The organism is Pseudonocardia sp. (genome assembly GCF_050250275.1).
Classification (GTDB): domain Bacteria; phylum Actinomycetota; class Actinomycetes; order Mycobacteriales; family Pseudonocardiaceae; genus Pseudonocardia.
Genome location: NZ_JBFWOY010000013.1, coordinates 20,981 through 45,262 on the forward strand (window position 1 = coordinate 20,981; position 24,282 = coordinate 45,262).

Consider the following 24,282-nt stretch of genomic DNA (forward strand, 5'->3'; position numbering starts at 1 on the left):
GTCGCAGACGCTATGAACCGACGTGGTGAGCGCACATCACATGACGATGTGACCCGGGCCGTGGGTCAGAGCAGGCCGCGCTCACCCGCGCGCCGGACCGCGGCCCGCCGGGTGTTCACGTCGAGCTTGGTGAAGATCGCCTTGGTGTGGGTGCGCAGCGTGTTGACGGTGACGAACAGGCTGCGGGCGATCTCGGGTCCGGTGAGGTCGGTGGCGAGCAGCCGCAGGACGTCGAGCTCGCGCGCACTGAGCAGGTCTCCGCGCGGGGTGACGTTGCGGCCCAACGGGTTCGGGATCCGGTCGAGCAGCGCGGCCACGGTCGGGCCCTCGTCGAGGAACAGCCTCGCGAACCCGGCGGGGACACCCGTGTCGAGGGCGGCGGAGAGCTCGGCGACGGCGTCGTCGATGCGGCCGTCGGCCTGGTGGAGCAGGGCCCGCAGCATCCGCACCTCGACGACGCTGCCGTCGCGGCGTCCGCGGCGGGCGTCGTCCTCGATGCGGTCGAGGGCGCCTGCGACGGGGGTGCCGCCGTCGAGGCGGAGCCGGACGAGCGTCAGCCGGTCGAACTCGGCCAGGTACGACGCCGGGCCGTCGAGGGTGACGCCGCGTTCCGCGAGTGACTCCGCGGCCTCGTCGCGGCGGCCCGCGGCGATGAGCACCCTGGCCCGCACCGCCGGGATCGGCCGCACGTCGGGGAAGAACCCGGGCAGGTGCAGCGGTGCGGCCTCGTCGAGCAGCGCCAACGCCCCGTCGAGGTCGCCGCGGGCCCGCGCCAGCCCGGCCGCCGTCGTGAACCAGCGGTACCGGTTCTCCAGCAGCGACGCGCCCTCGCCCAGCTCGCGGGCGGCGCGCAGGTGCGCGTCGGCGGCGTCGAGCTCGTCGTGCTCGCGGAGCACGTCGGCGAGGGCGACGTGCAGGTCGCCCGTCGTCGTCAGCGGGGCGCCGTGGGCGTGGGCGGTGTCCAGTGCGCGTTCCAGCAGCCGCCGGGCCTGCCGCGGTCGGCCGCGGGCCCGCCACATCTCGGCGAGCACGACGGTCGCGCCCAGCTCGTCGGCGACGTTCCCGGCCGCGGCGAGGCTCGCGACGGCACCGGTGAAGGTGTCGACGGCCGTCACCACGTCGCCGGCGGCCCACGCGGCCAGCCCGAGGAACCCGGCGGCCCCACCGCGGGCGAGGTGGTCGCGCGGGCCGGCGAGGGTGAGGGCGCGGCGGGCGTGCGCGACCGTGCCCGCGGTGTCGCCGCGCGCCTGGGCGACCGACGCCCGGTAGATCGCGACGGTCGCGGGCAGCGCGCGGAGCTCGTCGTCGCGGTCGGCGACGCGGGCGCGATCACCCGGGACGGCCGCGGCCGGGCGGGCGGGTGCGGCCTCCGCGGCGTCGAGCCAGGTGTCGACGCCGTCGAGGTCGCCCACCGACAGCCGGGTCCACGCCGCCGCCGCGGCGAGCAGCGCCCGACCGCGGACCTCGTCCTCGGGCAGGGCGCGCAGCCAGGCCCGCAACGTGCGGTCCTCGCGGCGACGGCGCAGTCCCGGCAGCCCGAGCTCGACCAGGTCGGCGGCGAACGCGGTGTCCGCCCCGGTGACGGCGTGGCCGACGGCGTCGGCGAGGTCGCCGTGGCCGGCGTACCAGCGGGCGGCCGCGCGGTGCAGCGTCGCGACCCGTTCCGGCGCCGCTGCGGTCAGCCGCGCGCGCAGGGCCTCCCCGAACAGGTGGTGGTAGCGGTACCAGGTGCGGCGGCCGTCGAGCGGCACGACGAACACGTTCTCCCGCTCCAGCGTCGCGAGCATCCCGGCGCCGTCCCCGCGGCCGGTCAGCGCGTCGCACAGCGGGCCGGTGAGCTGCCCCAGCACCGACGTCGCCAGCAGGAAGTCGCGGACCTCGGCGGTGCGCCGGCGCAGCACCTCCTCGACGAGGTAGTCGAGGACGAACCGGTGGCTGCCGGTGAAGTCGGCGACGAAACCCTCGACGTCGTCCTGGCCGCGCAACGTCAGCGCCGCGAGCTGGAGTCCCGCGGCCCAGCCCTCGGTGCGGGCGCCGAGGGCGGCGACGTGGGCGTCGGTGAGGTCGAGGCCCATCACGCCGGTGAGGAACTCGGAGGCCTCGGCGGGGGTGAAGCGCAGGTCCGCGGCGCGCAGCTCGACCAGCTCGTCGCGCACCCGCAGCCGCGGCAACGGCAGCGGCGGGTCGGCCCGGGTCGCGACGGCCAGGGTCACCCCGGCAGGCAGGTGGTCGAGCAGGTAGCTCACACACGCGTGTACCGCGGGGTCGTCGACGACGTGGTAGTCGTCCAGCGCCAGCACGGTCGTGCCCGGCAGCCGGTCGACGTCGTCGACCAGCGGGGCCACCAGCGTCTCGACGGGCGGGAGCCGGTCCCCGTCGAGCTGCGCCAGCGTCGTGGCACCGACGTCCGCGGCGACGGTCCGCAGTGCCGCGACGACCTGGGTGAGGAAGCGTCGCGGGTCGTCGTCGGCCGGGTCGAGCGACAACCACGCCGCCCTGGTCGCCGGCGTCGAGGCCAGCCACTGCGCCAGTACCGTCGTCTTGCCGAAGCCGGCGGGCGCCGACACCAGCACCAGCCGCGGCGCGTCCCGCCGCACACCCTCGAGCACCCGCGGCCGGGCCACGAGGCGCCGGCGCGGCGCCGGGACCCGCAGCTTCGTCCCCGGCGCCGGCATCGGGCGAGGATAACCGGGCAGCTGCGGACCCGAGGCCGACCGCCGGGCCGATCCGCTGCGGCGCACGGTCCGGCGTGCCCGCCCCGCCCGCCCGGTCCACCGCGGGCGGTGCCGTCGACCCGGGCGGGCCGGCACCGACGGGGTGGACGGGTCGGCAGGACTGGCACGATCCGGGACATGGCGCGGCTGCTGATCGTCCACCACACGCCCTCGCCGGCGACCGCGGAGCTGCTCGACGCCGTGGCCCGCGGCGCGGCCGACCCCGCGATCACCGGCGTCGAGGTCGTCCGTCGCGCGGCGCTGCGCGCCACCGCCTCCGACCTGCTCGCCGCCGACGGGATCGTGCTCGGGACGCCCGCGAACATCGGCTACATGTCGGGCGCGCTCAAGCACTTCTTCGACACCGTCTACTACGTCGCCGCCGACGACACCCGCGGCCTGCCCTTCGGCCTCTACGTGCACGGCAACCTCGGCGTCGAGGGGGCGGTGGCCGCCGTGGACACGATCACCGGCGGACTCGGCTGGACGCGGGCGGCCGCGACCGTCGAGGTCACCGGTGCGCCGGACAGGGCGGCGCTCGACGCCTGCCAGGAGCTGGGTGCGACGCTCGCGGCGACGGTCGCGCCGGACAGCTGACCGGCGCGAGCCCTCAGCGCGTGGTCGGCACCGCCGCGGGGTTGCCGGGTGTCTGGATGTCCGGGTAGAAGATCGGCAGGATCGCCTTGAGCACGGTCAGTGCTGAACCCTCACCGGAGGGCACCGTCGCCAGGTTCGTGGCGATGGTGACCACGAGCCCCGTCTTCGGGTCCTGGCCGGTGAACGTCATGAACCCGGGGATCTGGCCGTCGTGCCCGACGAGGGGGCCGAGCTTGGCGATGCCGATGCCGTAGCCCGCGGCCTCCGGCTGGGCCGGGTCGGTCGGCCGGATGCTGTCCATCCGGATCTTCTGGGTCGCGGCGTCGAGCAGTCCCTGGCCGCTGACGAGGGCCTTCGCGTAGGTGAACAGGTCCGGCACCGTGGAGATCGCGCCACCCGCGGCCCACGCCCACGACGGGTTCGCGTCCGTCACGTCCGAGGGCTGCAGGCGGCCGGCGAGCGCCTCGGCCTGCTGGGCCGCGGGCAGCGCGTACGTCTCGATCTGGGAGACGTTGGTGCCGAAGGAGTAGCCCTGCGGGTGCGGGTCGGGGATGCGCGCGTCGGTACGCACCGGCAGCTCGGTCTGCGTCAGGCCCAGCGGTGTGATGATGCGTTGCTCGAACGCCTGCTCCAGGGGCGTGCCGGTCAGCTGTTCGATGACCACCCCGAGCAGGACGATGTTGGTGTTGGAGTACTCGAACGTCGTGTCCGGCGGTGCGTTGACCGGGTGCGAGAAGGCGATCGTCAGCAGCTCGTCGGGTGTCCAGGCCTTGCCGGGGTCGCGGTCGAGGGTCTCGTTGAAGCCCCGGTCGAAGGTGTAGCTGTAGAGCCCGCTGCGCATCTCGGCCAGGTCGGCGATCGTGATCCTGTCGCCGCCGGGGACGTCCGGGCGGTACTTCGAGATCGGGTCGTCGAGCGCGAGCTTGCCCTCCTGGACCAGCTGCAGGACGACCGTCGAGGTCATGGTCTTGGTGATGCTGCCGATGCGGACGTGGTCGTCCAGCGTCATCGGGTCGTCGCGGCCGATCGTGGCCGTGCCGAAGGTGCCCGACCAGTCGCCCTGGGCCGGCGACGAGATCTTCACGATGGCGCCCGGGATGACGTTCGCGCGCATCGCCTCCGTGACCTTGTCCTGGACCGTCGCGGCGTACCCGGCCTGCTTCGCGAGCGTCGGGACGGCCGCGTCCGGGGGCAGTGTCGAGGGCCCCTCGCCGGGGGCGGTGCACGCTGTCAGCGCGGCGATCGCACAGGCTGCGACCAGCGCAGCGGTCTTCGTCGGACGCATGGGGCGGGCTCCAGGCTCGGTCGGGTCCGCAGTGCGTCGGGCCGACGGGGCTCCGCCGAGCACGGCCTTCACGTTCCGGACAGTGTGGACAGACACTCGTTCCCGTACGCCGGCGCCGGTAGCCACCAGTCGGGTGGCGTCGGCGACACGCCCGCCGCCGCCCGTCTGTCAGGGTGGCGGGGTGAGTACGCCGACCGAGCACCGTGTCGCCACCGAACGCCGCGGGCACGTCCTGCTGATCCGGATGGAACGCCCCGCCAAACGCAACGCCGTCGACGCCGCCATGACCACCGCGCTCGACGCCGCGCTCAACGAGCTCGAGGACGATCCGGAGCTCTGGTGCGGCGTCCTGTCGGGCGGCCCCGGGACGTTCTGTGCGGGAACGGACCTGGCCACCCGGGCCGGGGAGCCGACGCCGCGCGGCGGCAACTACGGCGTGGTGCGCCGGGTGCGGTCGACCCCCCTGGTGGCGGCGGTGGAGGGCGCGGCCTACGGCGGCGGCTTCGAGATCGTGCTGGCCTGCGACATGGTCGTCGCCGCGCGGTCGGCCCGGTTCGCGCTGCCCGAGGTCGCGCGCGGCCTCGTCGCCAACTGCGGGGCGCTGTTCCGGACGCACCGCGCGCTGCCGTTGGCCGTCGCCAAGCAGATGTTGCTGACGGGGCAGCCGCTCGACGCGCGGCGTGCCCACGAGCTGGGCCTGGTCGGTGAGCTGGTCGAGGACGGCGAGGCCGAGGCCGCGGCGCTCGTGCTGGCCGGGCAGGTGTGCGCCAACTCGCCGGTGGCCGTGCGCGCGACCCTGCGCGCGGTCGACGCCGTGGTGAGCGAGCCCGACGAGCGCGGCTGGCGCGCGACCGCCGTCGCCGGGGTCGTCGTCGACGGGTCGCAGGACAGGGCCGAGGGGGTGGCGGCGTTCCTGGAGAAGCGCGAACCCCGCTGGCAGGGGCGCTGACCGGCGACCGGGCGGTCAGGGGCGGACGCGGACGACGACCTCGGACGCCGTCACGCTCTCGACGCCGACCGTGAAGCCCGCCGCCTGGGTCTCGGCACCGACCGGCACCCGGACCCGTTGGCCGGCGACCTCGATGTCGGCGACGTCGTTCCGCACCCCGACGAGCTTCGCCTGGATGCCGAGCACCGACACCGCGGCCTCGCCGCTGCGGGGGAACGCGATCGTGCAGCCGTCGAGGCCGCAGTCGGTACTCGACGAGCCCCCGCAGCCCGCGAGGGCCAGCGCGAGGGCGACGGTGGCGAGCCCGAGCGAGGCGCGCCGGGTGGGGGTACGAAGGGACACACCGCCAGGATAGAGACGATCTTCCGTTACAGGACTCCGACCGGGCCGATCCAGCCGCCGGCGGCGGGGATGGCCGGGTACCGGCCGCCGTCGAGGGGGCGATCACCATGGTCGGCGCGGCCAACCACACCTCTGGGTAGGTCGAGCCCCCGAGTGTGACCGCAACCACGGACGGACCGGACGCTCGGCCCAGACGACATCGTGATCTTCCGCTCGTCCGGGGCGGATCGGGACGACACCGACGGGTGACATCCCGGTCCGGCACGACGCCCCCGCAGCCGCCCCGCGCGCCCGCCGCAGCAGGGCAACCGCAGGTCCGAACGCTGGTACCGGCCCGCGCCGGGGCCCGCGAGGCGGCAGGCACGCTGACCGCGCGTGGAGACCGTCCGGCCGCACCGGGTACGCCTTTTTGCCATCGCTTAACCGTTCGGCCGCAAGACTGGCGACATGACGACGAGGGCCCGCCGATGACGTCCCCGACACCGGCGCCGCGGCGGCAGGTCGACGACACCCAGCCGATCCCCGCCGTTCCCCCCGGCCCCGCGCCCGACGCCACACAGGCCCTGACCCCACCGCGCCCGGGGCCCGGCGCCCCGGCGCAGGCCACCCGGGCGGTGCCGGCGGCCGGCGGCCCACCCGACGCCGGGCAGACCACGCAGGTCGTCGCCGCCTCGTCGCCGCGGCGTCCGCGCCGCCTCGTGCCCGCCGCGATCGGGCTCGTCGTCGTGCTCGTCGCGGGCGTGCTGTGGTGGGTGCTGTCGCCGTCCGCACCGTCGCAGCCCACCGGCAACGCACCGCTGGCGGTGCCCTCCGGCGTCGGCCCGGCCCCCGCCGGGACCGGGAAGACACTCGATGTCGCCGCCGACGGCTCGAAGCAGTTCCGCACCATCGCCGACGCCGCCGCACAGGCGCAGCCGGGCGACACCGTGCTGATCCAGCCCGGCTCCTACGAGGGCTTCCGCGCCCCGACCAGCGGCACCGACGGCCAGTGGATCACCTACGAGGCGGCGCCGGGCGGCACCGTCCAGATCGACGGCGGCGACGGCAGTGACAAGGGCCGGATCGACCTGTCCGACCGCTCCTACATCCGGGTCGCCGGACTGTCGGTGCAGAAGGCGAACCGCTTCGGGATCTACGCCGAGGACACCTCCAACATCGTGCTCGACAAGGTCGAGGTGGCCGACTCCCGCCACGGCGGCGTCGTCTTCCTCAACGGCTCGAAGATCACCGTCCAGTACGCCAACGTCCACGGCAACAACTCCCTCGGCACCGACGCCGAGATGGAGGCCATCAGCATGGACAACATCGACGGCTTCGAGATCGTCGGCTGCACGGTGACGGGCAACGGCGAGGAGGGCATCGATGCGAAGTACGAGGCCCGCAACGGCCGCATCCACGGCAACACCGCGACCGACAACCGCGGCCCCAACATCTACATCGACTCCGCGCACGACATCGTGGTGTCCGACAACAAGGTCTCCGGCGCCAGCGGGCCGGGCAAGACCGGCATCATGCTCGGCGTCGAGGACTACTCCGACACCCGGCGCCTGGCCAACATCGACATCGTCAACAACGTCGTGACCGGCAACAACGGCGGCGGCATCGGCTTCTTCACCGAGTCCGACGGGACCTTCTCCGACATCCGGATCATCAACAACACGATCGTCGGCAACGAGACCGCGGGCCTCGTCGTCGGCGACACGAAGCTCAGCGGTACGAACATCCTGCGCAACAACCTGTTCGCGGGCAACGAGCAGGACGTCAAGGGCCGCTCGACGGCGTTCACGGCCGACCACAACCTGTTCGCCGCCGAGGGCATCGGAACCGAGCAGGTGACGGGCGTGCCCGAGTTCGTCGACCAGCAGGCCGGCGACCTCCACCTCAAGCCGGGGACACCGGGTACCGGGTCGGGATCCCCCGACGCCGCACCGCCCGCCGACATCGCGGGCACCGCGCGGCCGCAGGACCGGCCCGACATCGGGGCGTACCAGACCGTCGAGTGACATCGCGCTGATGTGCACCCTCGCCCGAGCACCGTCCGGGGCCCCGTCGCAGGATGGGCGGAGCGACCGGAGATCGACGAAGGAGTGCGCGTGGCGAAGCCGGCAATCGGAGCGTGGCTGGGTACGACGTGGGCACCGCACGAGGTGCTCGCAGTGGCGGGGGAGACCGAGGCCGCCGGTTTCGACTCGGTGTGGCTCGCCGACCACTTCATGGCCAACACCGGCACCGAGGAGGTCTCTTCCAGCGGCAACCTGGAGTGCTTCGGCATGCTCGCGGGCATCGGCGCGGCCGTGCCGAGGGTGCGCCTGGGCAGCCTCGTCGCGTCGATCACCTTCCGGCACCCGGCCGTGCTGGCCAACATCGCCGCGACCGTCGACGGCATCGCCGGCGGGCGGCTCGTCCTCGGCGTCGGCGCGGGCTGGCAGCTCAACGAGCACGCCGCCTACGGCCTGCCGCTCGGCCCGGTCCGCGAGCGCATCGACCGCTTCGAGGAGGGCCTGCAGGTCCTGACCGGGCTGCTCCGGGAACCGAGCACCACCGTCGCCGGCGAGCACTACACGGTGACGGGTGCACCGGTCGTGACCCGGCCCGGTGCCGCCCGGATGCCGATCCTGATCGGGGCGAGCGGGGAGAAGCGGATGCTCGGCGTCGTCGCCCGCTACGCCGACGAGTGGAACTGCTGGTCGACGCCAGAGCTGTTCGCGCACAAGTCGCGGGTCCTCGACGAGCACTGCGACCGCATCGGACGCGACCCACGCGAGATCCGCCGGTCCACGCAGGCGATGCTGGAGATCGACGGCGATACCACCGGCGCGGGCAGCGCGGTCGTGTCGGGATCGGTGGCGCAGATCGTCGACACCATCGGGCGGTGGAGCGACGCGGGCGCCGACGAGGTGATCGTCCCCGGTATCCGCGGCACCGCCGACGAGGGCCGGCGCCTGTTCGAGCGGGTCGCCTCGGACATCCTCCCGCAGCTGGGCTGACCGGCCACTCACGAGCTCCGGAGGCGCCCGCTCAGCCGCCGGCTCGCGACGGACGCGGCCTCGCCGACGCATCTGCCCAGGTCGGCGAGGCGTGCGGGCGGGAACGTCGAGTGCGGGCCCGCCACCGACAGCGCGCCGGCGGGATGGCCGTCGGGGCCGACGACCGGCGCAGCCACCGACGTGCGGCCTGCCTGGAACGAGCGGCACACGAGGTAGCCGGCCGAGCGGGCGGCGGCGAACTCGTCGTCGAGCGCGGCCATGTCCGGCAGCGGCAGGTCCTCGTCGTGGCACAGCCGTCGCACGCGCTGGTCGGCGTCGACGGGATCCAGCGCCGCCAACGCGCTCTTGCCGCACCCGGACAGGAAGGCGGGCGCCCGCATCCCGACCCGGTTGGTCATCGTCACGCGTCTCGGCCCGGACTCGCGGTGCAGGTAGACGACCCAGCCCTCGACGAGCTGGCCGACGTGCAGCTCCTGCCCGGGGGCGCGGCGCAGCGCGGCGGTCGATCCCTCGACGGCCTCCACGAGCCCGGTCCGTTCGATGACGAGCCCGCCCAGCTCCAGCAGCAGCGGTCCCAGCCGGTAGCCGCCGCGGGGGACGGTCTCCAGGAGGCCGTTGTCGCAGAGCGAGCGGCACAGCAGGTGCACGGTCGAGCGGGGGAACCCGGTGCGTTCGGCGAGACCCCGGACGGAGAGCACCTCGACCGTCGGACGGAACGCCCGCAGGATCGCGGCGGCCTTGCCCACGGACGCGCTCATGCCGCGGCTCCTCTCGCCTGTGCGCAGAGAGTGTCGCCCGGCCGGGGCTGTCTGCACCCGCCGTGTGTCCAGCCGAATGGGACGGACACGCCCCGCACCCGCGCGGCGTGTCCGGCGAACCGGTCTTCCCGCGATCGGGGTGGCAGATCCTGCCGCTCGGGCTCGCCGCCGAGGTCGACACGGTCCTACGGCTCGGCCGAACGTCCCCGACGGGCCATCATGGGTGTCCGGCCCGGGAGGAGGACCCACGATGGCGTACTACCGGCGTTCCGGTCACGTCCCGCCGAAGCGGCACACCCAGCACCGCAGCAGCGACGGCGACCTCCACCACGAGGAGCTGATGGGGGAGGGGGGCTTCTCGTCGGACTCCTCGCTGCTCTACCACCGCGGGGTGCCCTCGGCGATCGTCGACGCCACGCCCTGGGACCCGCCCGACCAGACGTTGACGGAGAACCGGCCGCTGCTGCCGCGGCACCTGCAGCTGCACGCCCTCGCCGGCGACGACTGGAAGGCCGTCGACGCCGTCACCGGGCGGCGGCTCGTGCTGGGCAACGCCGACGTCCGCATCTCCTACGTCGTCGCCGGGCAGCCGTCGCCGCTCTACCGCGATGCCGTCGGCGACGAGTGCGTCTACGTCGAGTCCGGGTCGGCGACGATCGAAACCGTGTTCGGCACGCTGCGCGCGTCGGCGGGCCACTACGTCGTGATCCCGCGGTCGACGACACACCGTTGGCTCCCCGACGGCTCGGAACCGTTGCGGCTCTACATGATCGAGGCGTCGTCGCACATCGCGCCGCCGAAGCGGTACCTGTCGCGCTACGGGCAGTTCCTCGAGCACGCCCCCTTCTGCGAGCGCGACCTGCGCGGCCCCGGCGAGCCGGTGCCGGCCGACGGCGAGGACGTCGAGGTGCTGGTCCGCCACCGCGGCGTCGACGGCATCACCGGCACCCGGTACGTGTACGCGACGCACCCGTTCGACGTCGTCGGTTGGGACGGCTGCCTCTACCCGTACACCTTCGACATCGCCGACTTCGAACCGATCACCGGTCGCGTGCACCAGCCGCCGCCCGTGCACCAGGTGTTCGAGGGTGACGGGTTCGTGATCTGCAATTTCGTGCCCCGCAAGGTCGACTACCACCCGTTGTCGGTGCCGGTGCCGTACTACCACTCCAACGTCGCCTCCGACGAGGTGATGTTCTACTGCGGCGGCAGCTACGAGGCGCGGAAGGGATCGGGGATCGCGCAGGGCTCGGTGTCGCTGCACCCCGGAGGGCACAGCCACGGCCCGCAGCCCAGCGCGATCGAACGGTCCCTCGGGACGGAGTTCTTCGACGAGCTGGCCGTCATGGTCGACACCTTCCGGCCGCTGGCCCTCGGTGAGGGCGGGCTCGCCGCGGAGGACCCCGCCTACGCCTGGACGTGGGCGGGCCGCGGCCCGTCGTAGCGTCACGAGGGCGGCGTCACAAGGGCGGCGTCACGAGGGCGGCGACACGAGGGCGGCGACACGATCGCCCGCGCCGCCGCCGACGGCGCGCCGGGACCCCCGTCCTCGGCCGCCCGGCCCGTCAGACCTTCCAGAGCTCCAGGACGGCGGCGGCGGTCTCGCCGGGACGCTCCAGCGGCGGGATGTGCCCGGCGCCCGCGATGGTCGCCACGCGGCCGTCGACGAGAGCGGTCGCGGCGCGCTCGGCGCGCTGCGGTGTCCACATCGGGTCGTCGGCGCCCGCGACGAGGAGCGTCGGGACCGCAATGCGGTGCAGCCGGTCGGTGAGGTCCGGGCGGTCGAGCATCATCGACCGCATCACGCGGTGCATGCCGACACGGTCCCCGCCGTGGAACGCGCGGCGGACCACGGCGATCGTGTCGGCATCGGCGGCGTCGGAGAGCAGTGCCGCGAGGACGGGGCCGGTGAGTGGCCGTGCTCCGGTGGCGCGGAACACCGCGGTCAGCAGGGCGATCCGGCGGCGTTGCGCGGGCGGTAGCGGTGTCGGCGGCGCCGCGATCGTGACCAGGCTGCGGGTGGCGTGCCGGGCTGCGTATGCGTAGCCGACGTGCCCACCCCAGGCGTTGCCGATCCAGTCGACCTCTGGTCCGAGATCGAGTGCACGCAGGACCTGAGCGGCGGCATCGGCGCAGTCGTCGAAGCCGAACCGTCGCGGCGGCCGGCCCGCGCGACCGTGGCCCGGTCCGTCGAGCAGTACCAGCGTGCGGTGCGCGGCGAGCTCCGCCCGGACGCGGTCCCACTGCCGCATGTCCAGGAACAGGCTGTGCCACAGCAGTGCGGGGGGTCCCGTTCCGTCGACCTCGACGTGGACGGGGCCGATGCCGGTCTCGATCTGCACGGGGGTCCTCCTCGGATATGCTTCGGAAACCGAAGCTTCGGAAACCAGAGTATGTTCCGGAATCGTGACCCCGTCAACCCGTCCCCTGCCCGACGACCGGCTCGCCGTCGGCCAGGTCCTCGTCCGGCTCCTGCAACGGTTCCGCCGCGACGTCTTCGCCCTCGCCGCCGAACACGGCGTCACCGACATCCGCGAGGCACACCTGCACGTCTTCGGCAACGTCGGCGTCGACGGCGTCCGGCTGACCACACTCGCCCGGCGCGCCCAACTCAGCCTCGCGGCCTGCGCCGAGCTCGTCGACGACCTACAGGCCAAGGGCTACCTCGAACGCCGCCGCGACCCGTCCGACGGCCGCGCGAAACTGATCTACCCGACGTCGCGCGGCCGCGAGATCCTGGCCCTCGCCGGGCACCGCGTCGCCGAGCTCGAGACGGAATGGGGCGACCACGTCGGGCCGGCCGAGTTCGAGGCGGCGATGCGCACACTGGACCGGCTCGTCACGATCCTCGACGAACAGGGCGGCGGCCGCGACGCCTGACGGTTCAGCCGGCGGGCTCGTGCGGGTAACGGAACCGCAGTGCCGCCGCCGCGACCGCCGACGCCGCGACGACGACCGCCGCGAGCAGCAGCGCGGCGCGGTAGCCGCCGTCGAGCAGGGGGGCTGCGACGACCGGGCCGAGGATCTGCCCCACGCTGTAGCCGACGGTCAGCACCGCGACCGACCGGGCGTAGCCCAGGTGGGAGCCGATCGGCAGCGAGATCGTCGCCACCGCCAGGAACGTGGCTCCGAACAGCACCGCCGCGACGAGCGCCGGGACGGTCCCGCCGAACAGCGCGGGCAGCGCGATCCCGACCGCCTGCACGACGAGCGCCGCGAGCAGCAGCGTGGGCCGCGACCAGCGGCGGACCAGCATCATCCACAACGCGCACGACGGAAGGGCCGCCAGCCCGACGACGATCCACGTCCAGGCGCCGACCGCGCCGGAGGTGTTCTGCTGCACGGCCGCGACCAGGAACGTCCCGGCGATGATGTAGCCGACGCCTTCGAGGGAGTAGCTGACGAACAGCGCCACGAACCACGGCCGCGTCCGGCGCCGCGGACGGCCCGCGGGTGCGGCCCCGGGCGCCGCGTCCCGGCCCACGGGCAGCCACCACGCCACCGCCGCGAGCAGCGCGGCCAGCGCCGCCGACGCCCACCACGCGACGGTCCAGTCCGCGATCGGCCGCACCACCGCGACGAGCAGCCCCGACAGCGCGATGCCCGCCCCGACGCCGCCGATCGTCGCGCCGACGAGATGCTCGGGGTGTCCGCGCAGGTCCACGAGCACCGTCGTGAACGTCGCGACGAACACGACGGCGCTCGCTACCCCCGCGGTGCCGCGCAGCAGCTCCCAGACCAGCAGGTTCGTGGTGACGGGCATCAGCGCGACCGACGCGACGAGCAGCACCAGCGACAGCCGGTAGACCGTCCGGGACCGCATCGCGGCGGGCGTGACCGTCCCGATCACGGCACCGACGAGGTAGCCGACGTAGTTGGCCGTCGCGAGCGCCGCGGCCGCCTGCGCGCTCAGCCCGGCCTGCTCCTCCATCAACGGCAGGATCGGGGTGAAGACGAAGCGGCCGATCCCCATCGCCGTCGCGAGCGCGCAGGCACCGAGCGCGACGGTCCGCCACGGCGTCGCCGACCGCGTGGGAAGCTCGGTGGTCATCGGCCTCCGGTCGGTGTCGGCGCTGTCGTCCCCGACGCTATGTCGCCCGCGCGGCCATCGGAAGCCCGGCCGTGTCCACCGCGCGCATCCGCACGACGGCAGCTCCCCGACGTCGCTGCCCGGACCCGCGGACGCCGGCCCGGCCGGTGACAGCGGGTCGTCGCGAGCCCCGGCGGCGGGCGCCCGCGCGTCGACACGTGCGCGTGACGGTCCCGGCTCTCGCGCGGGCGTGCCCGCGTTCCCGGTCGTCACGCCTCACGGTCCGCCGGTCCGCCCCGGGCGCCTGGGATGATCGACGGATGGCTTCCGCTCCGACCGCAACGGCCGCCGAGCTCCTGGCCCGCACCCGCGGCGGTGTCCTGCTCCACGGCCTGACCCCGCCGCGGCAGACCAGCAGCCCCGACCAGGCCGACGGCATCGCCGCCGCGGCGCTGAAGCGGCTCCGGTCGGTGCAGGTCGACGGGCTCATCCTCTACGACGTGGACGCCGAAGCGGACCGGGCCGCGACCCCACGGCCGTTCCCGTTCATGCCGATGATGGACCCGGCCGACTTCCTCGACCGCCACCTCGCTTGCTGGGACGGCCCGGTGATCGTCTACCGCGCCGTCGGCAAGTACACCGGAGAGCAGCTGGAGCACTGGCTGTCGGGCGCCGACCGCGACCGGGTGCTCACCGTGCTGGTCGGTGCGGCCTCCCGGCACCAGCGGGTCCGGACGAGCTTGCCCGAGGCGCACCGGCGACATGCCGCCCTCCCGCTCCCGCCGCGGATGGGCGGGGTGGTCATCGCCGAGCGTCATGCCGCGGCCGGCGCCGAGCACCTGCGCATGCTGCGAAAACAGGATGCCGGCTGCGAGTTCTTCGTCTCGCAGGTCTGCTACGACCTCGACCACACGCGCGACCTGCTCTCGGACTACACCCACACCTGCCGTGAACGAGGCCTGGACCCGCGCCCGGTGGTGCTGACCCTGGCCCCGTGCGGGTCGATGAAGACGCTGGAGTTCATGACCTGGCTCGGCATCGACGTGCCGCGATGGCTCCGCGCCGAGATCGACCGCGGCGACCCGCTCGCCGCCTCGTACGAACAGTGCCTCCTCAACGCCCGGGCCTTGATCGCGTACTGCCGCCGCCTCGGCCTGCCGTTCGGCATCAACGTCGAGAGCCTCACGAACCGGAAGCTCGAGATCGACGCCTCCGTCGACCTCGCCCGTGACATCCGCGACCTGCTGGGTTGACCGGCGCGGGTCCGCCGTCGAGGTGACCCGGCCCCGGTGCGGGCGCCTGGACAGGCGGATGCGGTGCATGCGGGCCGGCGCACACCGCACGTCGACGAGCGGTCCGCCCCGCCCGTCGCGGGTGACAGAGCGTGCGGCCCCTCGGGATTCCGGGTGATCCGATGACCTCGGTCGGGGGTCGACGATCCGAACGGCCCCGAACGGTCGAGGGATCTCGCTAGCGTCGCGTGCGATCGGCTCCGACGTCACCAGGAGGCACGCTCGTGTCCCTCATCCGCCGTGTCGTCGCGGTGTCCACGCTCACCGTGGCGGCCGTTGCCACCGTCGGCGCGGGCGCCGCGCTCGCCGACGAGGCGGGTCCGGCGACCGGCTACACCTGCGAGGGCAACAACGGCACGACCACGTGGGGCGGTGCGCCGGCGCCGTCCTGCGCCGATGTCGCGCGCGCCGCGACCGGCTACGGGGCTCGGTGGGCGCACCTGGCGTCCGGTGGAACGGCTCCCGCCCCGACGACCTCTTCCGACGCGGAACAGCCTGTCGGCTGACGATCCGCGTCGCTGCGGCGAAACGGCGCCTGCACCTCGGGGGAGGTGGGCGCCGTTTCGCATGTCCGGACGTCGTCGCCCGGTGTGTCGAGGTCCTCGGCCCGTCGCCACCGCGGGCCGCGATCCGCCCCGTACCGAGCCGGCCCCCGGTGGGGAAGTCGGGTTTGCCCCTGCTGGTCCGGGGGTGCAGCCGATCCCCAACGGGGCAGGAAACGGGCAAAGTATTTCTCAGCAGACGGGGTCGCCGAAAACGGTTACTCCGCACCGAAACCGAGAAAATGCGGAGCCCCCGATGTTCAAGAGCACCTGCCCCTCGAAGTCCTACGACAACGACAAGTGGGACGGCGGTTACGGCGGCAAGAACGACAAGTGGGACAACGACAAGTGGGAGAACGACAAGTGGGGTGGCTACGGCGGCGGTAAGGACAAGTGGAACGACTGCGACGACAAGTACGGCAAGTACGACGACTGCGACAGCGACAAGTACGGCAAGTGCGACGACTACGACGGCGACAAGTACGGCAAGTGCGACGACTGGTCCTACAGCAGCTGAGCGTGGGCGGTGACCGGCATCCGTGGGGGGTGGCGGTCACCGGGGATGGTGTGGGACGCGATGCGCGTTCGGGCGTGGGCCGCCCGGGCGCGCATCGTCATGTCACCCGCCGGGCACCGCGCCGGTCCGGCAGGGGTTCGAGCGCGCCGCAGACGCGCTCCGGTGTCCGAACCGTGGTCACCGGGGCCGTGTGTCCAGCACACTCGGACATGGTTCTGGACCGTGATCGCGGACACTGCTGATGTTAGGTCTCTCACTCGTGGGTCGGCCGCGGTTCACGTCGGCCGGACTCACGTGCCGTTCGACCAGGGGAACGAGTGACTGAGCGTCGTGCGCTGCCGAACCTCGTCGGGGACCGCGCCCATCGGGTCGCGCAGGACCTCGACGTCGGGCTCGCCCGGGTCGACTCGTGGTGGCTGCGCGACCTGCGCAGCCCCCTCGGGGGCCAAGGGGATGGGTGAGTCGACGATGGTGTCGGTCCCGGCGGCGATCCTCAACGCCGTCAACGACGCGCTCGCCCCGCTCGGAGCCGAGGTCCGGCACCTGCCGGCCACGCCCGAACGAGTTCTCGACGCGATCGCCGAGGCCCGCGCGGACGACCGCGGTTCAGAGCGGTAGCGAACGCACCCTGGAGTGCTGCACCGTCGCCGGGGGCGAGCCGCTCGGCCCGCCCCCGGCGACCTGCAACCTCCTGCTCGCCACCCGCGCTGCGCCGGAGACCGCGTCCGATAGCGGCAGCTCCTCGTCACGGCAGAGCCGGCGCACCGGCTGGTCGGCGTCGACAGGGTCGAGCGCGGCAAGCGCACTCTTGCCGCAGCCCGACAGGAACGCCGGTGCCCGCATGCCCACCCGGTTGACCATGGGGACCCTGGTCGGCCCGGACTCCCGGTGCAGGCGGGGCAGACCGGTGCGCTCGGCGAGCCCGCGGACCGAGAGCACCTCCACCGTCGGACGGAACGCGTGCTGGATCTCGGCGGCCTTGCCGACGGAAGCGCTCACGGGGTGCACCCCTTTCTGGCGGTCTGTCCGATTGTCGGCCGTGAGCCACGCCGTGCGTCCGGTCCGTCCAATGCTGTTGGACAGGGCCGTGGATCGCCGCCCTGTGGTCCCGCACCATTACCGCCATGAGCCGCGTGTTCCACGTCCGCGCAGGAACCTCGGTGTCGCGGGCACGCCGGGAGGGGCCGCCGCCGCGGCTGCCCGCGCCGGACGCCCCGCCCGGCTGCGGCGTACCACCCGCCGACCGGGACCCCGCGACGGGCGGGATCGTCGCCGGCTACCTCGCGCCGCACCCGCCGCACCTGATCTACGCCGACAACCCCCCGCAGAACGAGCCGCGCTCGCGCGGCGGCTGGGAGGTGCTGCGCTGGGGCTACGAAGAGCTGCGCCGCCGGCTCACCGGGCCGAACCGGCCCGATGTGCTCGTCGTCCACGCGCCGCACTGGATCACGATGGTCGGCCATCACGTCAACTGTGTACCGAACCCGCGCGGCGTCTCGGTGGAGCCGATCTTCCCCAACCTGTTCCGGTACCACTACGACTTCCGCACCGACGTCGAGCTGGCCGAGTCGATCCTGACCGAGGCCGACGGGCTCGGTCTTGTGACGAGCGCGATGCGCGAGCCCGACGTCCGCGTCGACTACGCGACCATCGGCGCCCTGCACCTGGTCAACCCGGCCTGGGACCTGCCGGTCGTGTCGATATCGGCGAACAACAACCCGTACTTCTACTCCGACGCCGCCCTCGACGAGATGGAGGTGCTCGGCGAGGCGACGCGGCGAGCCATCGAGAAGACGGGCCGGCGAGCGGTGCTGCTGGCGTCGAACTCGCTGTCGCACCTGCACTGGGACGTCGAGCCGGAGCTGCCCGAGGACATGGCCCGTGAGCACCCGTACGACCAGCACCAGTACGAGTGGGACATGCGGCTGCTCGCCGCGATCCGTGAGGGCCCGACGTCACGACTGCGCGAGGTGATCCCCGAGCACATCGCGCAGACCTCGTCGGAGACCAAGGCAGGCAGCCTCACCTGGCTGCTGTCGGCGATGGGCTGGCCGGACGTCGGCGGCGAGGTCCTCGCCTTCGGCACCGTCATCGGCACCGGCAACGCCCTCGTGGAATGGACGGACCGTCGTGGCTGACCTCGTGATGGCCGCCCTCGTGCCCGGGATGCCGCACGTGCTCGCGTCGGAGCCGGCGCCCAGCTGGGCCCGGCTCGGCGACGCGGTGCGCCGCACCGGTGACCGGCTGCGCGCGGCGGGCGTGCAGACGGTGGTGATGGTCTCCACCCAGTGGTTCACGGTGCTCGGCCACCAGGTCCAGACCGACCCGCATCTGGTCGGCGAGCACTGCGACGAGAACTGGTACCGCTACGACTTCGGTCGCCAGTCCTACGACATCACCGTCGACACGGAGCTCACCCTGCGCTGGACCGATGCGATCGATGCCCGTGGGCTGCAGGCGCGGCGCACGCGCTACGACGGCTTCCCGGTCGACAACGGCACCATCACCGCGATGAACCTGCTCGACCCCGAGCACCGGCTACGGCTCGCGCTCGTGTCGTGCAATCTCTACGCCGGCGCCGACGTGATGCGGGTGCTCGGCGAGGCCGCCCTGTCCGCAGCCGGCGACCTCGGCAGGCGCATCGGGGTCGTCGTCGTCAGCGGGTTGTCGTCGGGGCTGATCCAACGATGGATCTCGCCCGCCGAGGACCGGATCGCCGACGGCCACGAGACATGGGACCGGCGCATGCTGGACCTCATCGTCGACCGCAAGCACGGCGACGTCCTGGACCTGCGCGAGGAGTACGCGCGGGCAGCCCAGGCCGACAGCCGGCTGCGGGTGTACCCGTTCCTCGTCGGTGCCGGCGTGGAGGGCTTGGAGTCGTGTGAACTGCTGGAGTACGGCCCGATCTGGGGCACCGGCGCGGCAGTCGTCAACTGGCAGTAGTCACAACCGGACCCAGGAGGAGACAGTGGCTCGTACAGCCGTGGGATTCATCGAGGCCGAGGGCTTCGTTCCCATCTTCGACGCGGTCGACGCGATGACCAAGGCCACCGAGGTCGACGTCCGGGGCACCGTGCGGCTCGGCGGTGGCCTGGTCGCGGTGGCCGTCTCGGGTGAGCTCGCGACGGTCGAGGAGGCCGTCGAGATCGGCGAGGAGACGGCTCGCGCCATCTCCGGTCGCAACGTCAAGTCGATCGTCTTCGCGAGTCCGGCCGAGCCGGTCCTCGCGATTGCCGGCGACATCACCATCATCGGAAGCTGAGGACGACATGCCATCCACGGACCGGGCGATCGGCATCATCGAGACGCGGGGCGTCGTCGCGCTGACCGCCGGTATCGAGGCGATGATGAAGACCTCCGACGTTCGGACGATCGCCATCGAGCGGGTTAGCAGCGGCTACCTCGCCGCCGCCGTCCAGGGCAGCCTCGCCGCCGTGCGCTCGGCGATCGAGGCCGGATCGCAGGCCGTCCGCCAGTACGGCGAGCTGCGTGCCGCGCAGGTCTATCCCAAGCCGCACGCCGAGGCCGGCGCGCTGCTGGAGAACGGCACCAGCAGCCGGCTGCAGAGTGGGATCGCGGCGTTGGAGTCTGGCGGATCGTCATGATGCTCGGCACCGTCGTGCGCCGGGTCTGGTCGGACCGCCAGCTCCCGAGCCTCGACGGGCGCCGGCTGGTGCTGGTCGCGGAGCTCGACTCCGACCGCCACGAGGTGGCGGTCGACCTCGTCGACGCCGGCCCCGGTGTGCTGGTCCTCGTCGCGACCGACGAGGCCGCTGCCGCCGCCACCGGCGACGCCACCGTCGACGCCGCGGTCGTCGCGCTGGTGGCCGAACCGTCCGAGGGGAGACGCGAGGCGTGACCCCACCAGACCCTGGACCTGCCAGGGTGCAACGCCGGCAGGCCCTGCGGCGCACCCGCCCCGCGCTGACGACGGTGGTGCTCGACATGGGCGGTGTCGTCATCCCGACCCTGTTCGAACGGGTCCGCGTCCCGTCGTTCCCCGCCGGGCCGTTCTCCGACGCCGCGCGACCGGACGCCGAGTACGCGAAGGTCGAGAACGGGCAGCTTCCCGAGCGTGACTACTGGGCGCAGCTGACCGCCCGGCACCCCGAGCTCGACATCGGGGAGCTGTGGCGCAACTGCTCGGTCGTCCGGGAGGAGATGACCGGCCTGCTGCAGCGCATCGGCGGCCGGGTGCGGGTCGCCGCGTTCACCAACGACATGGCGCACTGGTTCGGCACGGACTGGCCGTCGCGGTTCCCGGTGCTGCGGGCGTTCGACATGATCCTGGAGGCCTCGGTGCTCGGGGTGATGAAGCCCGACCCGGAGGCCTTCCACGCCGCCGCCGCAGCGCTCGGGGAGGATCCGCGACGGTGCCTGTTCGTCGACGACCTCGCGGCCAACCTCGGCGGGGCAGCGGCCGTCGGAATGCACACCCAGCTGTTCGACGTCCGCGACGCGCCGGGCTCGATGGACCGGATCGCGGTGGCGCTCGGCCTGCCGCCGGTCACCGTGGGCCGACGCGTGTTCACCACACCGCGGGGGAACCGATGACGAACGTCGAGCACGAGCGGCTGGCCGCGCTGGGTCTGGCGCTGCCGGCGCTGCGGGCGAAAGCGGGCAACTACATGGGTTGGGTCCGCGCCGGCGACCTGCTCTTCCTGTCCGGGCAAGGAGCGGACGGGTTCACGGGCCGGGTCGGCGCGACGATGACCCGCGACGAGGGTTACGCGGCCGCGCGCAGCTGTGGCCTGAACCTGCTCGCCCAGATCGAGCACGCCACAGGCGGGCTCGGCGCTGTCCGCCAGGTCGTCCAGGTGCGCGGCTACGTCGCCTGCACCGAGGAGTTCACCGAGATCCCGCAGGTCGTCAACGGCGCATCGGACCTGTTCCTGGCCGTGTTCGGGGAGCGCGGTCCGCACGCGCGCACCGCGATCGGTGTGCAGAACCTCCCGCTGGGCTTCGCCGTCGAGGTCGACATGACCGTGCAGCTCGGATAAGCCTGCACGGAGCACCGTCCCGTGGGGCCGGACGTGGGCATTGCCGCCGGCGTCGGGCGATGACAGCGTCGGGTCCGGCGGTTCCCGGTGGCCCGAGGAGTGCGCGGTGGCGACGACGCTGATACGCAACGGAACGATCCTCAGCGGGGTCGCGGATGCCGACCCGGTTCACGGGGGTTGGCTGCTCGCCGAGGACGACCTCAGCGCAGCGCTCGGGGACGGCGACCCACCTGCCGCGGACGAGGTGATCGACGCCTCCGGCATGCTCGTCGTGCCGGGCTTCGTCACTCGCCGGCCGGGTGGTCGTCCGCAACGGCGAGGTGCAGACCCTCGACGAGCAGCAGGTCGTACGCGACGTCACGTCAGCCGAGCGTGTCGGCCCCGCCCGTCAGCGCACCCTTCACGACGCGGTTCATCCCGTTGCGCGGCAAGGCGTCCACGAAGTCGACGCGTACCGGGACCTTGTAGTCGGCGAGCCGCTGCGCGCACCAGGCGATCAGTTCGTCGGCCGCGGGCGGTGGGCCGGAAGCGACGACGACGGCGCGGACGTCGCTGCCCAGCACCTCGTTGGGCAGCGGCACCACCGCCACCTCCGCCACGCCGGGGTGCTCCAGCAGCACGCCCTCCACCTCGACCGAGCTGACGTTGAGCCCGCCACGGCGGATCAGCGCGGCGTTGCGGTCGACGAAGTAGACGAAGCCGGCGTCGTCGGTGGTGGCCATGTCGCCGGTGCGCAGCCAGCCCTCGCCGGGCAGCGCACGTTCCGTCGCGACCGGGTCGGACACGTAGCGCGACATCGTCGACGGCCCGCGCAGGCACAGCTCACCGACCTCACCCGGCTCTGTCGTCGCCTCGGAGCCGGCGCGGCGCACCTCGAAGCCCACCCACTCCCGGAACCCGGTCCGTCCGATCGACAACCCGTTGTCGCCCATACGGTCCAGGGCCTCCGGGTGGTCGTCGTCGACGAGCATGATCCCCGACGTCCCGCCCTCGGTGAGCCCGTAGATGTTGACCAGCTCCACCCCCCAGCGCTCGCCGATCTCGGCCCGGATGCGCCGGTAGAACGCCTGGCTGCTGGGCTGGCCGCCGTAGCAGACCCGCTCCAGCGCGGAGAAGTCGTACGCGTCGAGCTCGGCGGGGCTGCGGCGGTCGAGGATCAGCGCGAGGACCGTCGAGATCAGGAAGACCGACGTCGTGCGGTGGCGCGCCATCCTGTCGAGGGTGGCGTGCACGTCGAACTCCGGCTCGACGACGTAGGTGCACCCCGCGGCGAGCGTCCCGAGCAGGTTGGTGTGGCTGCCGGTGCTGGTGAAGAACGGTGCGAACGACTGGTAGACGCTGCCCGGCCGCACCCCCCACGCGCCGACGCCCTGGTAGCCGCACGCCACCGACCCGCGGTGGCTCAGCGCCACCGCCTTGGGACGGCCGGTGGTGCCTGAGGTGAACAGCCAGTCGGCGTCGTCGTCGCCGGTGACGGGGACCGGGTCGACGGCAGGGCGGGGCGCCTCCAGCAGCCCGGTGGCGACGTCGAGCAGCACCGCGTGCCCGACGTCCACGGAGGACAGCAGCGGGAGGAACCGCGGCCCGTGCACGATCGCCGCGGGCGTCACGAACCCGAGCACGTAGGCCAGTTCGCGCGCGACGTAGCGGGTGTTGAGCGGCACGCAGATCGCACCGAGGCGGTGCACCGCGTGGTAGGCGACGTGGGCCTCCGCGGCGCCGTCGTTGTCGACCAGGATGCCGACCCGGTCCCCCGGCCCGACCCCGGCCGCGGCCAGCGCCGCGGCGGCGACGGCGGCCCGGTCGGCCAGCTCGCGGTAGGTCCAGGCGACCTCGCCGCCGGTGACGAGGCTGGGCGCGATCAACGCCGTCGCGTCCCCGACGAGGCCGACCCGCGAGGCGAGCAACTCGGGAACGGTCTCCTCGGGCCCCGGAGCGTCCGGCCACCAGAAACTCACAGCGGATATCCGACCGCCGCGCCGTCCTCCACCCGCTCGATGTACTCCATGATCCCGTAGCCGGTGCGACCGTCCCAGGTGTACTCGCTGAACGCCTCCGCGACCCGCGACCGCAGCTCCGTCCCGTCCTCGGTGCGGCGCCGGTTGCGCAGCGGCGCCAACGTCAGCGTGCGGGCCTCGATGACCGCCGTGCCCTGCGCGGTCCGCACCCCGAGCCTCGCCGCCGCCGGCTCGCGCTCGTCCGACCACTCCGTCCACACGTCGAGGTCGGTGACCTCGTGGTACTCCCCGTCGACGAGTAGCACCCCACGCCGGCGCGACGTCCCGTCGGCACGGATGTTCTTGAGGATCATGAACGCGCGGTCCTCGCCGAAGTTGGCGATGAACAGCCGGTAGGCCCAGATCGCCTGCCAGTAGCGCGGGCCCCACGAGTGGTCGCGCCAGCCGTGGCCGTCGATCGGGAAGTCCTCGTCGCCGACCGTGATGTGCCCGGTCACCGCCGTGTGCTGGTTGAAGTGGCCGCGGGAGAACTGGTCGCCGTAGTACATGAGCGTCTCGTGCTCGGGCGCCGTCGGCTCGCCGCCGTGCATCGGGGAGACCCCGCGCGCGTCGAACCGCACCGACGCCTGGGCCCGCGGCGCCTGCGCGAACATCCGGCGCGGGTCCCGCAGGATCGACGGGTCGTCGAGGACGAACACCTCGCCGTCGTAGGTCATGGTGACACCCGCGAACGGCTCGCCGACCTCGTAGCGCAGGCCACCGGCGTCGAACGCGTCGTTCCGCGAGATCGAGGGCTTCCCGAACGCGCAGGCCACGCGGCCGCCGGGCAGGTACAGGCACACCGACAGCTCCGCGTAGCCCTCGTTGACGCGGTTGCCCAGCCGCATCCAGCCGCCCATCGCCGACCGCGCGTCCCAGCCGCTGGCGTAGACGCTCTCGTTGAAGTTCACGAGGTCGTCGGGCGGGTGCGGGTACTCGTCGCGGTGCTCCAGGCGCAGGCCGCCCGCGGTCGTCGTCACGTGGTCCCCCGTCCGTCCGACTGCGTCGATGCAGCTGCCTCAAACCCTAACGGGAGACCGGTGGAGCCGATACCGGCGCGACCGGCGACGCACCGGGGGCCTGCGGCCGGCCGGGTCGCGCACCGGTGTCGGGAGGACGGCGAGGTGTGCCGGCCGGCGCCGGGGGAGCACCGGCCGGCACGTCATCGGCCCCGGCCGCAACCGCACGGTCGTCGCACCGTGCCCGGACAGCCGTGAGGTTGCGGTCGGGTCGTGGGGCGGGCCGGACGCCGCCCTCCCGGCAGCTCGG

General features: G+C 73.4%; 27 protein-coding genes. 18 read left to right on the forward strand and 9 right to left on the reverse strand.

Features of this window, described 5'->3' with window-relative positions:
* Positions 1 to 65: 65 nt before the first annotated feature.
* Positions 66 to 2,675, reverse strand: coding sequence for a LuxR C-terminal-related transcriptional regulator (locus AB7F12_RS13575; RefSeq protein WP_428517075.1), 2,610 nt, complete (start codon positions 2,673 to 2,675; stop codon positions 66 to 68).
* Between the two features lie 177 nt (positions 2,676 to 2,852).
* On the opposite strand from AB7F12_RS13575, the gene AB7F12_RS13580 reads away from it, so the two are divergent.
* On the forward strand, positions 2,853 to 3,311 hold the full coding sequence (locus AB7F12_RS13580) for a flavodoxin family protein (RefSeq protein WP_428496693.1): 459 nt from the start codon (positions 2,853 to 2,855) through the stop codon (positions 3,309 to 3,311).
* 13 nt (positions 3,312 to 3,324) lie between these two features.
* Here AB7F12_RS13580 and AB7F12_RS13585 read toward each other — a convergent pair whose 3' ends face one another.
* Positions 3,325 to 4,596 carry a serine hydrolase domain-containing protein gene (locus tag AB7F12_RS13585; RefSeq protein ID WP_428496694.1) on the reverse strand — a complete coding sequence of 424 codons (1,272 nt, stop codon included), beginning with the start codon at positions 4,594 to 4,596 and terminating at the stop codon, positions 3,325 to 3,327.
* Positions 4,597 to 4,777: 181 nt separating this feature from the next.
* On the opposite strand from AB7F12_RS13585, the gene AB7F12_RS13590 reads away from it, so the two are divergent.
* Positions 4,778 to 5,545: an enoyl-CoA hydratase-related protein gene (locus AB7F12_RS13590; RefSeq protein WP_428496695.1), complete on the forward strand. Its 768-nt coding sequence runs from the start codon at positions 4,778 to 4,780 to the stop codon at positions 5,543 to 5,545.
* A 15-nt stretch (positions 5,546 to 5,560) separates the two neighbouring features.
* Here the strand turns inward: AB7F12_RS13590 and AB7F12_RS13595 are convergent, their stop codons facing one another.
* Positions 5,561 to 5,887 (reverse strand): hypothetical protein, encoded by a 327-nt coding sequence (locus AB7F12_RS13595; RefSeq protein WP_428496696.1) that lies wholly within the window; start codon positions 5,885 to 5,887, stop codon positions 5,561 to 5,563.
* A gap of 467 nt (positions 5,888 to 6,354) precedes the next feature.
* Here AB7F12_RS13595 and AB7F12_RS13600 point away from each other — a divergent pair, with 467 nt between their 5' ends.
* Positions 6,355 to 7,890: a right-handed parallel beta-helix repeat-containing protein gene (locus AB7F12_RS13600; RefSeq protein WP_428496697.1), complete on the forward strand. Its 1,536-nt coding sequence runs from the start codon at positions 6,355 to 6,357 to the stop codon at positions 7,888 to 7,890.
* A gap of 90 nt (positions 7,891 to 7,980) precedes the next feature.
* Positions 7,981 to 8,874, forward strand: coding sequence for an LLM class flavin-dependent oxidoreductase (locus tag AB7F12_RS13605; protein ID WP_428496698.1), 894 nt, complete (start codon positions 7,981 to 7,983; stop codon positions 8,872 to 8,874).
* 8 nt (positions 8,875 to 8,882) lie between these two features.
* Here AB7F12_RS13605 and AB7F12_RS13610 read toward each other — a convergent pair whose 3' ends face one another.
* Complete coding sequence (locus tag AB7F12_RS13610) at positions 8,883 to 9,632, reverse strand: IclR family transcriptional regulator (RefSeq protein ID WP_428496699.1); 750 nt, start codon at positions 9,630 to 9,632, stop codon at positions 8,883 to 8,885.
* Positions 9,633 to 9,882: 250 nt separating this feature from the next.
* On the opposite strand from AB7F12_RS13610, the gene AB7F12_RS13615 reads away from it, so the two are divergent.
* On the forward strand, positions 9,883 to 11,076 hold the full coding sequence (locus AB7F12_RS13615) for a homogentisate 1,2-dioxygenase (RefSeq protein WP_428496700.1): 1,194 nt from the start codon (positions 9,883 to 9,885) through the stop codon (positions 11,074 to 11,076).
* Between the two features lie 121 nt (positions 11,077 to 11,197).
* Here the strand turns inward: AB7F12_RS13615 and AB7F12_RS13620 are convergent, their stop codons facing one another.
* Positions 11,198 to 11,974 carry an alpha/beta fold hydrolase gene (locus tag AB7F12_RS13620; protein WP_428496701.1) on the reverse strand — a complete coding sequence of 259 codons (777 nt, stop codon included), beginning with the start codon at positions 11,972 to 11,974 and terminating at the stop codon, positions 11,198 to 11,200.
* Positions 11,975 to 12,038: 64 nt separating this feature from the next.
* Here AB7F12_RS13620 and AB7F12_RS13625 point away from each other — a divergent pair, with 64 nt between their 5' ends.
* A complete protein-coding gene (locus tag AB7F12_RS13625) occupies positions 12,039 to 12,512 on the forward strand; it encodes a MarR family winged helix-turn-helix transcriptional regulator (protein WP_428496702.1) in 474 nt (157 codons plus the stop codon).
* A 4-nt stretch (positions 12,513 to 12,516) separates the two neighbouring features.
* On the opposite strand, the gene AB7F12_RS13630 is transcribed toward AB7F12_RS13625, so the two are convergent.
* Positions 12,517 to 13,683, reverse strand: coding sequence for a YbfB/YjiJ family MFS transporter (locus AB7F12_RS13630; protein WP_428496703.1), 1,167 nt, complete (start codon positions 13,681 to 13,683; stop codon positions 12,517 to 12,519).
* A 299-nt stretch (positions 13,684 to 13,982) separates the two neighbouring features.
* Here AB7F12_RS13630 and AB7F12_RS13635 point away from each other — a divergent pair, with 299 nt between their 5' ends.
* The 5 genes from AB7F12_RS13635 to AB7F12_RS13655 all read left to right on the forward strand — a co-directional run bounded on the left by AB7F12_RS13635 (position 13,983) and on the right by AB7F12_RS13655 (position 16,631).
* Complete coding sequence (locus AB7F12_RS13635) at positions 13,983 to 14,915, forward strand: methylenetetrahydrofolate reductase (RefSeq protein ID WP_428496704.1); 933 nt, start codon at positions 13,983 to 13,985, stop codon at positions 14,913 to 14,915.
* A gap of 263 nt (positions 14,916 to 15,178) precedes the next feature.
* Positions 15,179 to 15,460, forward strand: coding sequence for a hypothetical protein (locus AB7F12_RS13640; protein WP_428496705.1), 282 nt, complete (start codon positions 15,179 to 15,181; stop codon positions 15,458 to 15,460).
* 292 nt (positions 15,461 to 15,752) lie between these two features.
* Positions 15,753 to 16,013 (forward strand): hypothetical protein, encoded by a 261-nt coding sequence (locus AB7F12_RS13645; protein ID WP_428496706.1) that lies wholly within the window; start codon positions 15,753 to 15,755, stop codon positions 16,011 to 16,013.
* Positions 16,014 to 16,330: 317 nt separating this feature from the next.
* Positions 16,331 to 16,474 carry a hypothetical protein gene (locus AB7F12_RS13650; protein WP_428496707.1) on the forward strand — a complete coding sequence of 48 codons (144 nt, stop codon included), beginning with the start codon at positions 16,331 to 16,333 and terminating at the stop codon, positions 16,472 to 16,474.
* A complete protein-coding gene (locus tag AB7F12_RS13655; RefSeq protein ID WP_428496708.1) occupies positions 16,467 to 16,631 on the forward strand; it encodes a hypothetical protein in 165 nt (54 codons plus the stop codon). Before AB7F12_RS13650 ends, AB7F12_RS13655 begins: the two co-directional genes overlap by 8 nt.
* On the opposite strand, the gene AB7F12_RS13660 is transcribed toward AB7F12_RS13655, so the two are convergent.
* Complete coding sequence (locus AB7F12_RS13660) at positions 16,620 to 17,012, reverse strand: hypothetical protein (RefSeq protein WP_428496709.1); 393 nt, start codon at positions 17,010 to 17,012, stop codon at positions 16,620 to 16,622. The genes AB7F12_RS13655 and AB7F12_RS13660 overlap by 12 nt on opposite strands.
* Positions 17,013 to 17,137: 125 nt before the next feature.
* Between AB7F12_RS13660 and AB7F12_RS13665 the strand changes: the two genes are divergently transcribed.
* From AB7F12_RS13665 to AB7F12_RS13695, 7 genes are read left to right on the forward strand one after another with little or no spacing between them, the layout of a single operon-like run.
* Positions 17,138 to 18,151: a hypothetical protein gene (locus tag AB7F12_RS13665; RefSeq protein ID WP_428496710.1), complete on the forward strand. Its 1,014-nt coding sequence runs from the start codon at positions 17,138 to 17,140 to the stop codon at positions 18,149 to 18,151.
* A complete protein-coding gene (locus AB7F12_RS13670; RefSeq protein WP_428496711.1) occupies positions 18,144 to 18,959 on the forward strand; it encodes a hypothetical protein in 816 nt (271 codons plus the stop codon). Before AB7F12_RS13665 ends, AB7F12_RS13670 begins: the two co-directional genes overlap by 8 nt.
* A gap of 25 nt (positions 18,960 to 18,984) precedes the next feature.
* Positions 18,985 to 19,278 (forward strand): BMC domain-containing protein, encoded by a 294-nt coding sequence (locus AB7F12_RS13675; RefSeq protein WP_428496712.1) that lies wholly within the window; start codon positions 18,985 to 18,987, stop codon positions 19,276 to 19,278.
* A gap of 7 nt (positions 19,279 to 19,285) precedes the next feature.
* Complete coding sequence (locus tag AB7F12_RS13680; RefSeq protein ID WP_428496713.1) at positions 19,286 to 19,621, forward strand: BMC domain-containing protein; 336 nt, start codon at positions 19,286 to 19,288, stop codon at positions 19,619 to 19,621.
* Positions 19,618 to 19,875, forward strand: coding sequence for a EutN/CcmL family microcompartment protein (locus AB7F12_RS13685; protein ID WP_428496714.1), 258 nt, complete (start codon positions 19,618 to 19,620; stop codon positions 19,873 to 19,875). Before AB7F12_RS13680 ends, AB7F12_RS13685 begins: the two co-directional genes overlap by 4 nt.
* Positions 19,876 to 19,901: 26 nt before the next feature.
* Complete coding sequence (locus AB7F12_RS13690; protein WP_428496715.1) at positions 19,902 to 20,570, forward strand: HAD-IA family hydrolase; 669 nt, start codon at positions 19,902 to 19,904, stop codon at positions 20,568 to 20,570.
* The gene (locus AB7F12_RS13695) at positions 20,567 to 21,016 is read left to right on the forward strand and encodes a RidA family protein (RefSeq protein ID WP_428496716.1); all 450 of its coding nucleotides are present in this window, start codon (positions 20,567 to 20,569) and stop codon (positions 21,014 to 21,016) included. Before AB7F12_RS13690 ends, AB7F12_RS13695 begins: the two co-directional genes overlap by 4 nt.
* A gap of 362 nt (positions 21,017 to 21,378) precedes the next feature.
* Here the strand turns inward: AB7F12_RS13695 and AB7F12_RS13700 are convergent, their stop codons facing one another.
* Both AB7F12_RS13700 and AB7F12_RS13705 read right to left on the reverse strand, forming a co-directional pair.
* Positions 21,379 to 22,974: a class I adenylate-forming enzyme family protein gene (locus AB7F12_RS13700; protein WP_428496717.1), complete on the reverse strand. Its 1,596-nt coding sequence runs from the start codon at positions 22,972 to 22,974 to the stop codon at positions 21,379 to 21,381.
* Positions 22,971 to 23,993 (reverse strand): DUF7064 domain-containing protein, encoded by a 1,023-nt coding sequence (locus tag AB7F12_RS13705; RefSeq protein WP_428496718.1) that lies wholly within the window; start codon positions 23,991 to 23,993, stop codon positions 22,971 to 22,973. The genes AB7F12_RS13700 and AB7F12_RS13705 overlap by 4 nt, the downstream gene beginning before the upstream one ends.
* Positions 23,994 to 24,282 lie beyond the last annotated feature (289 nt).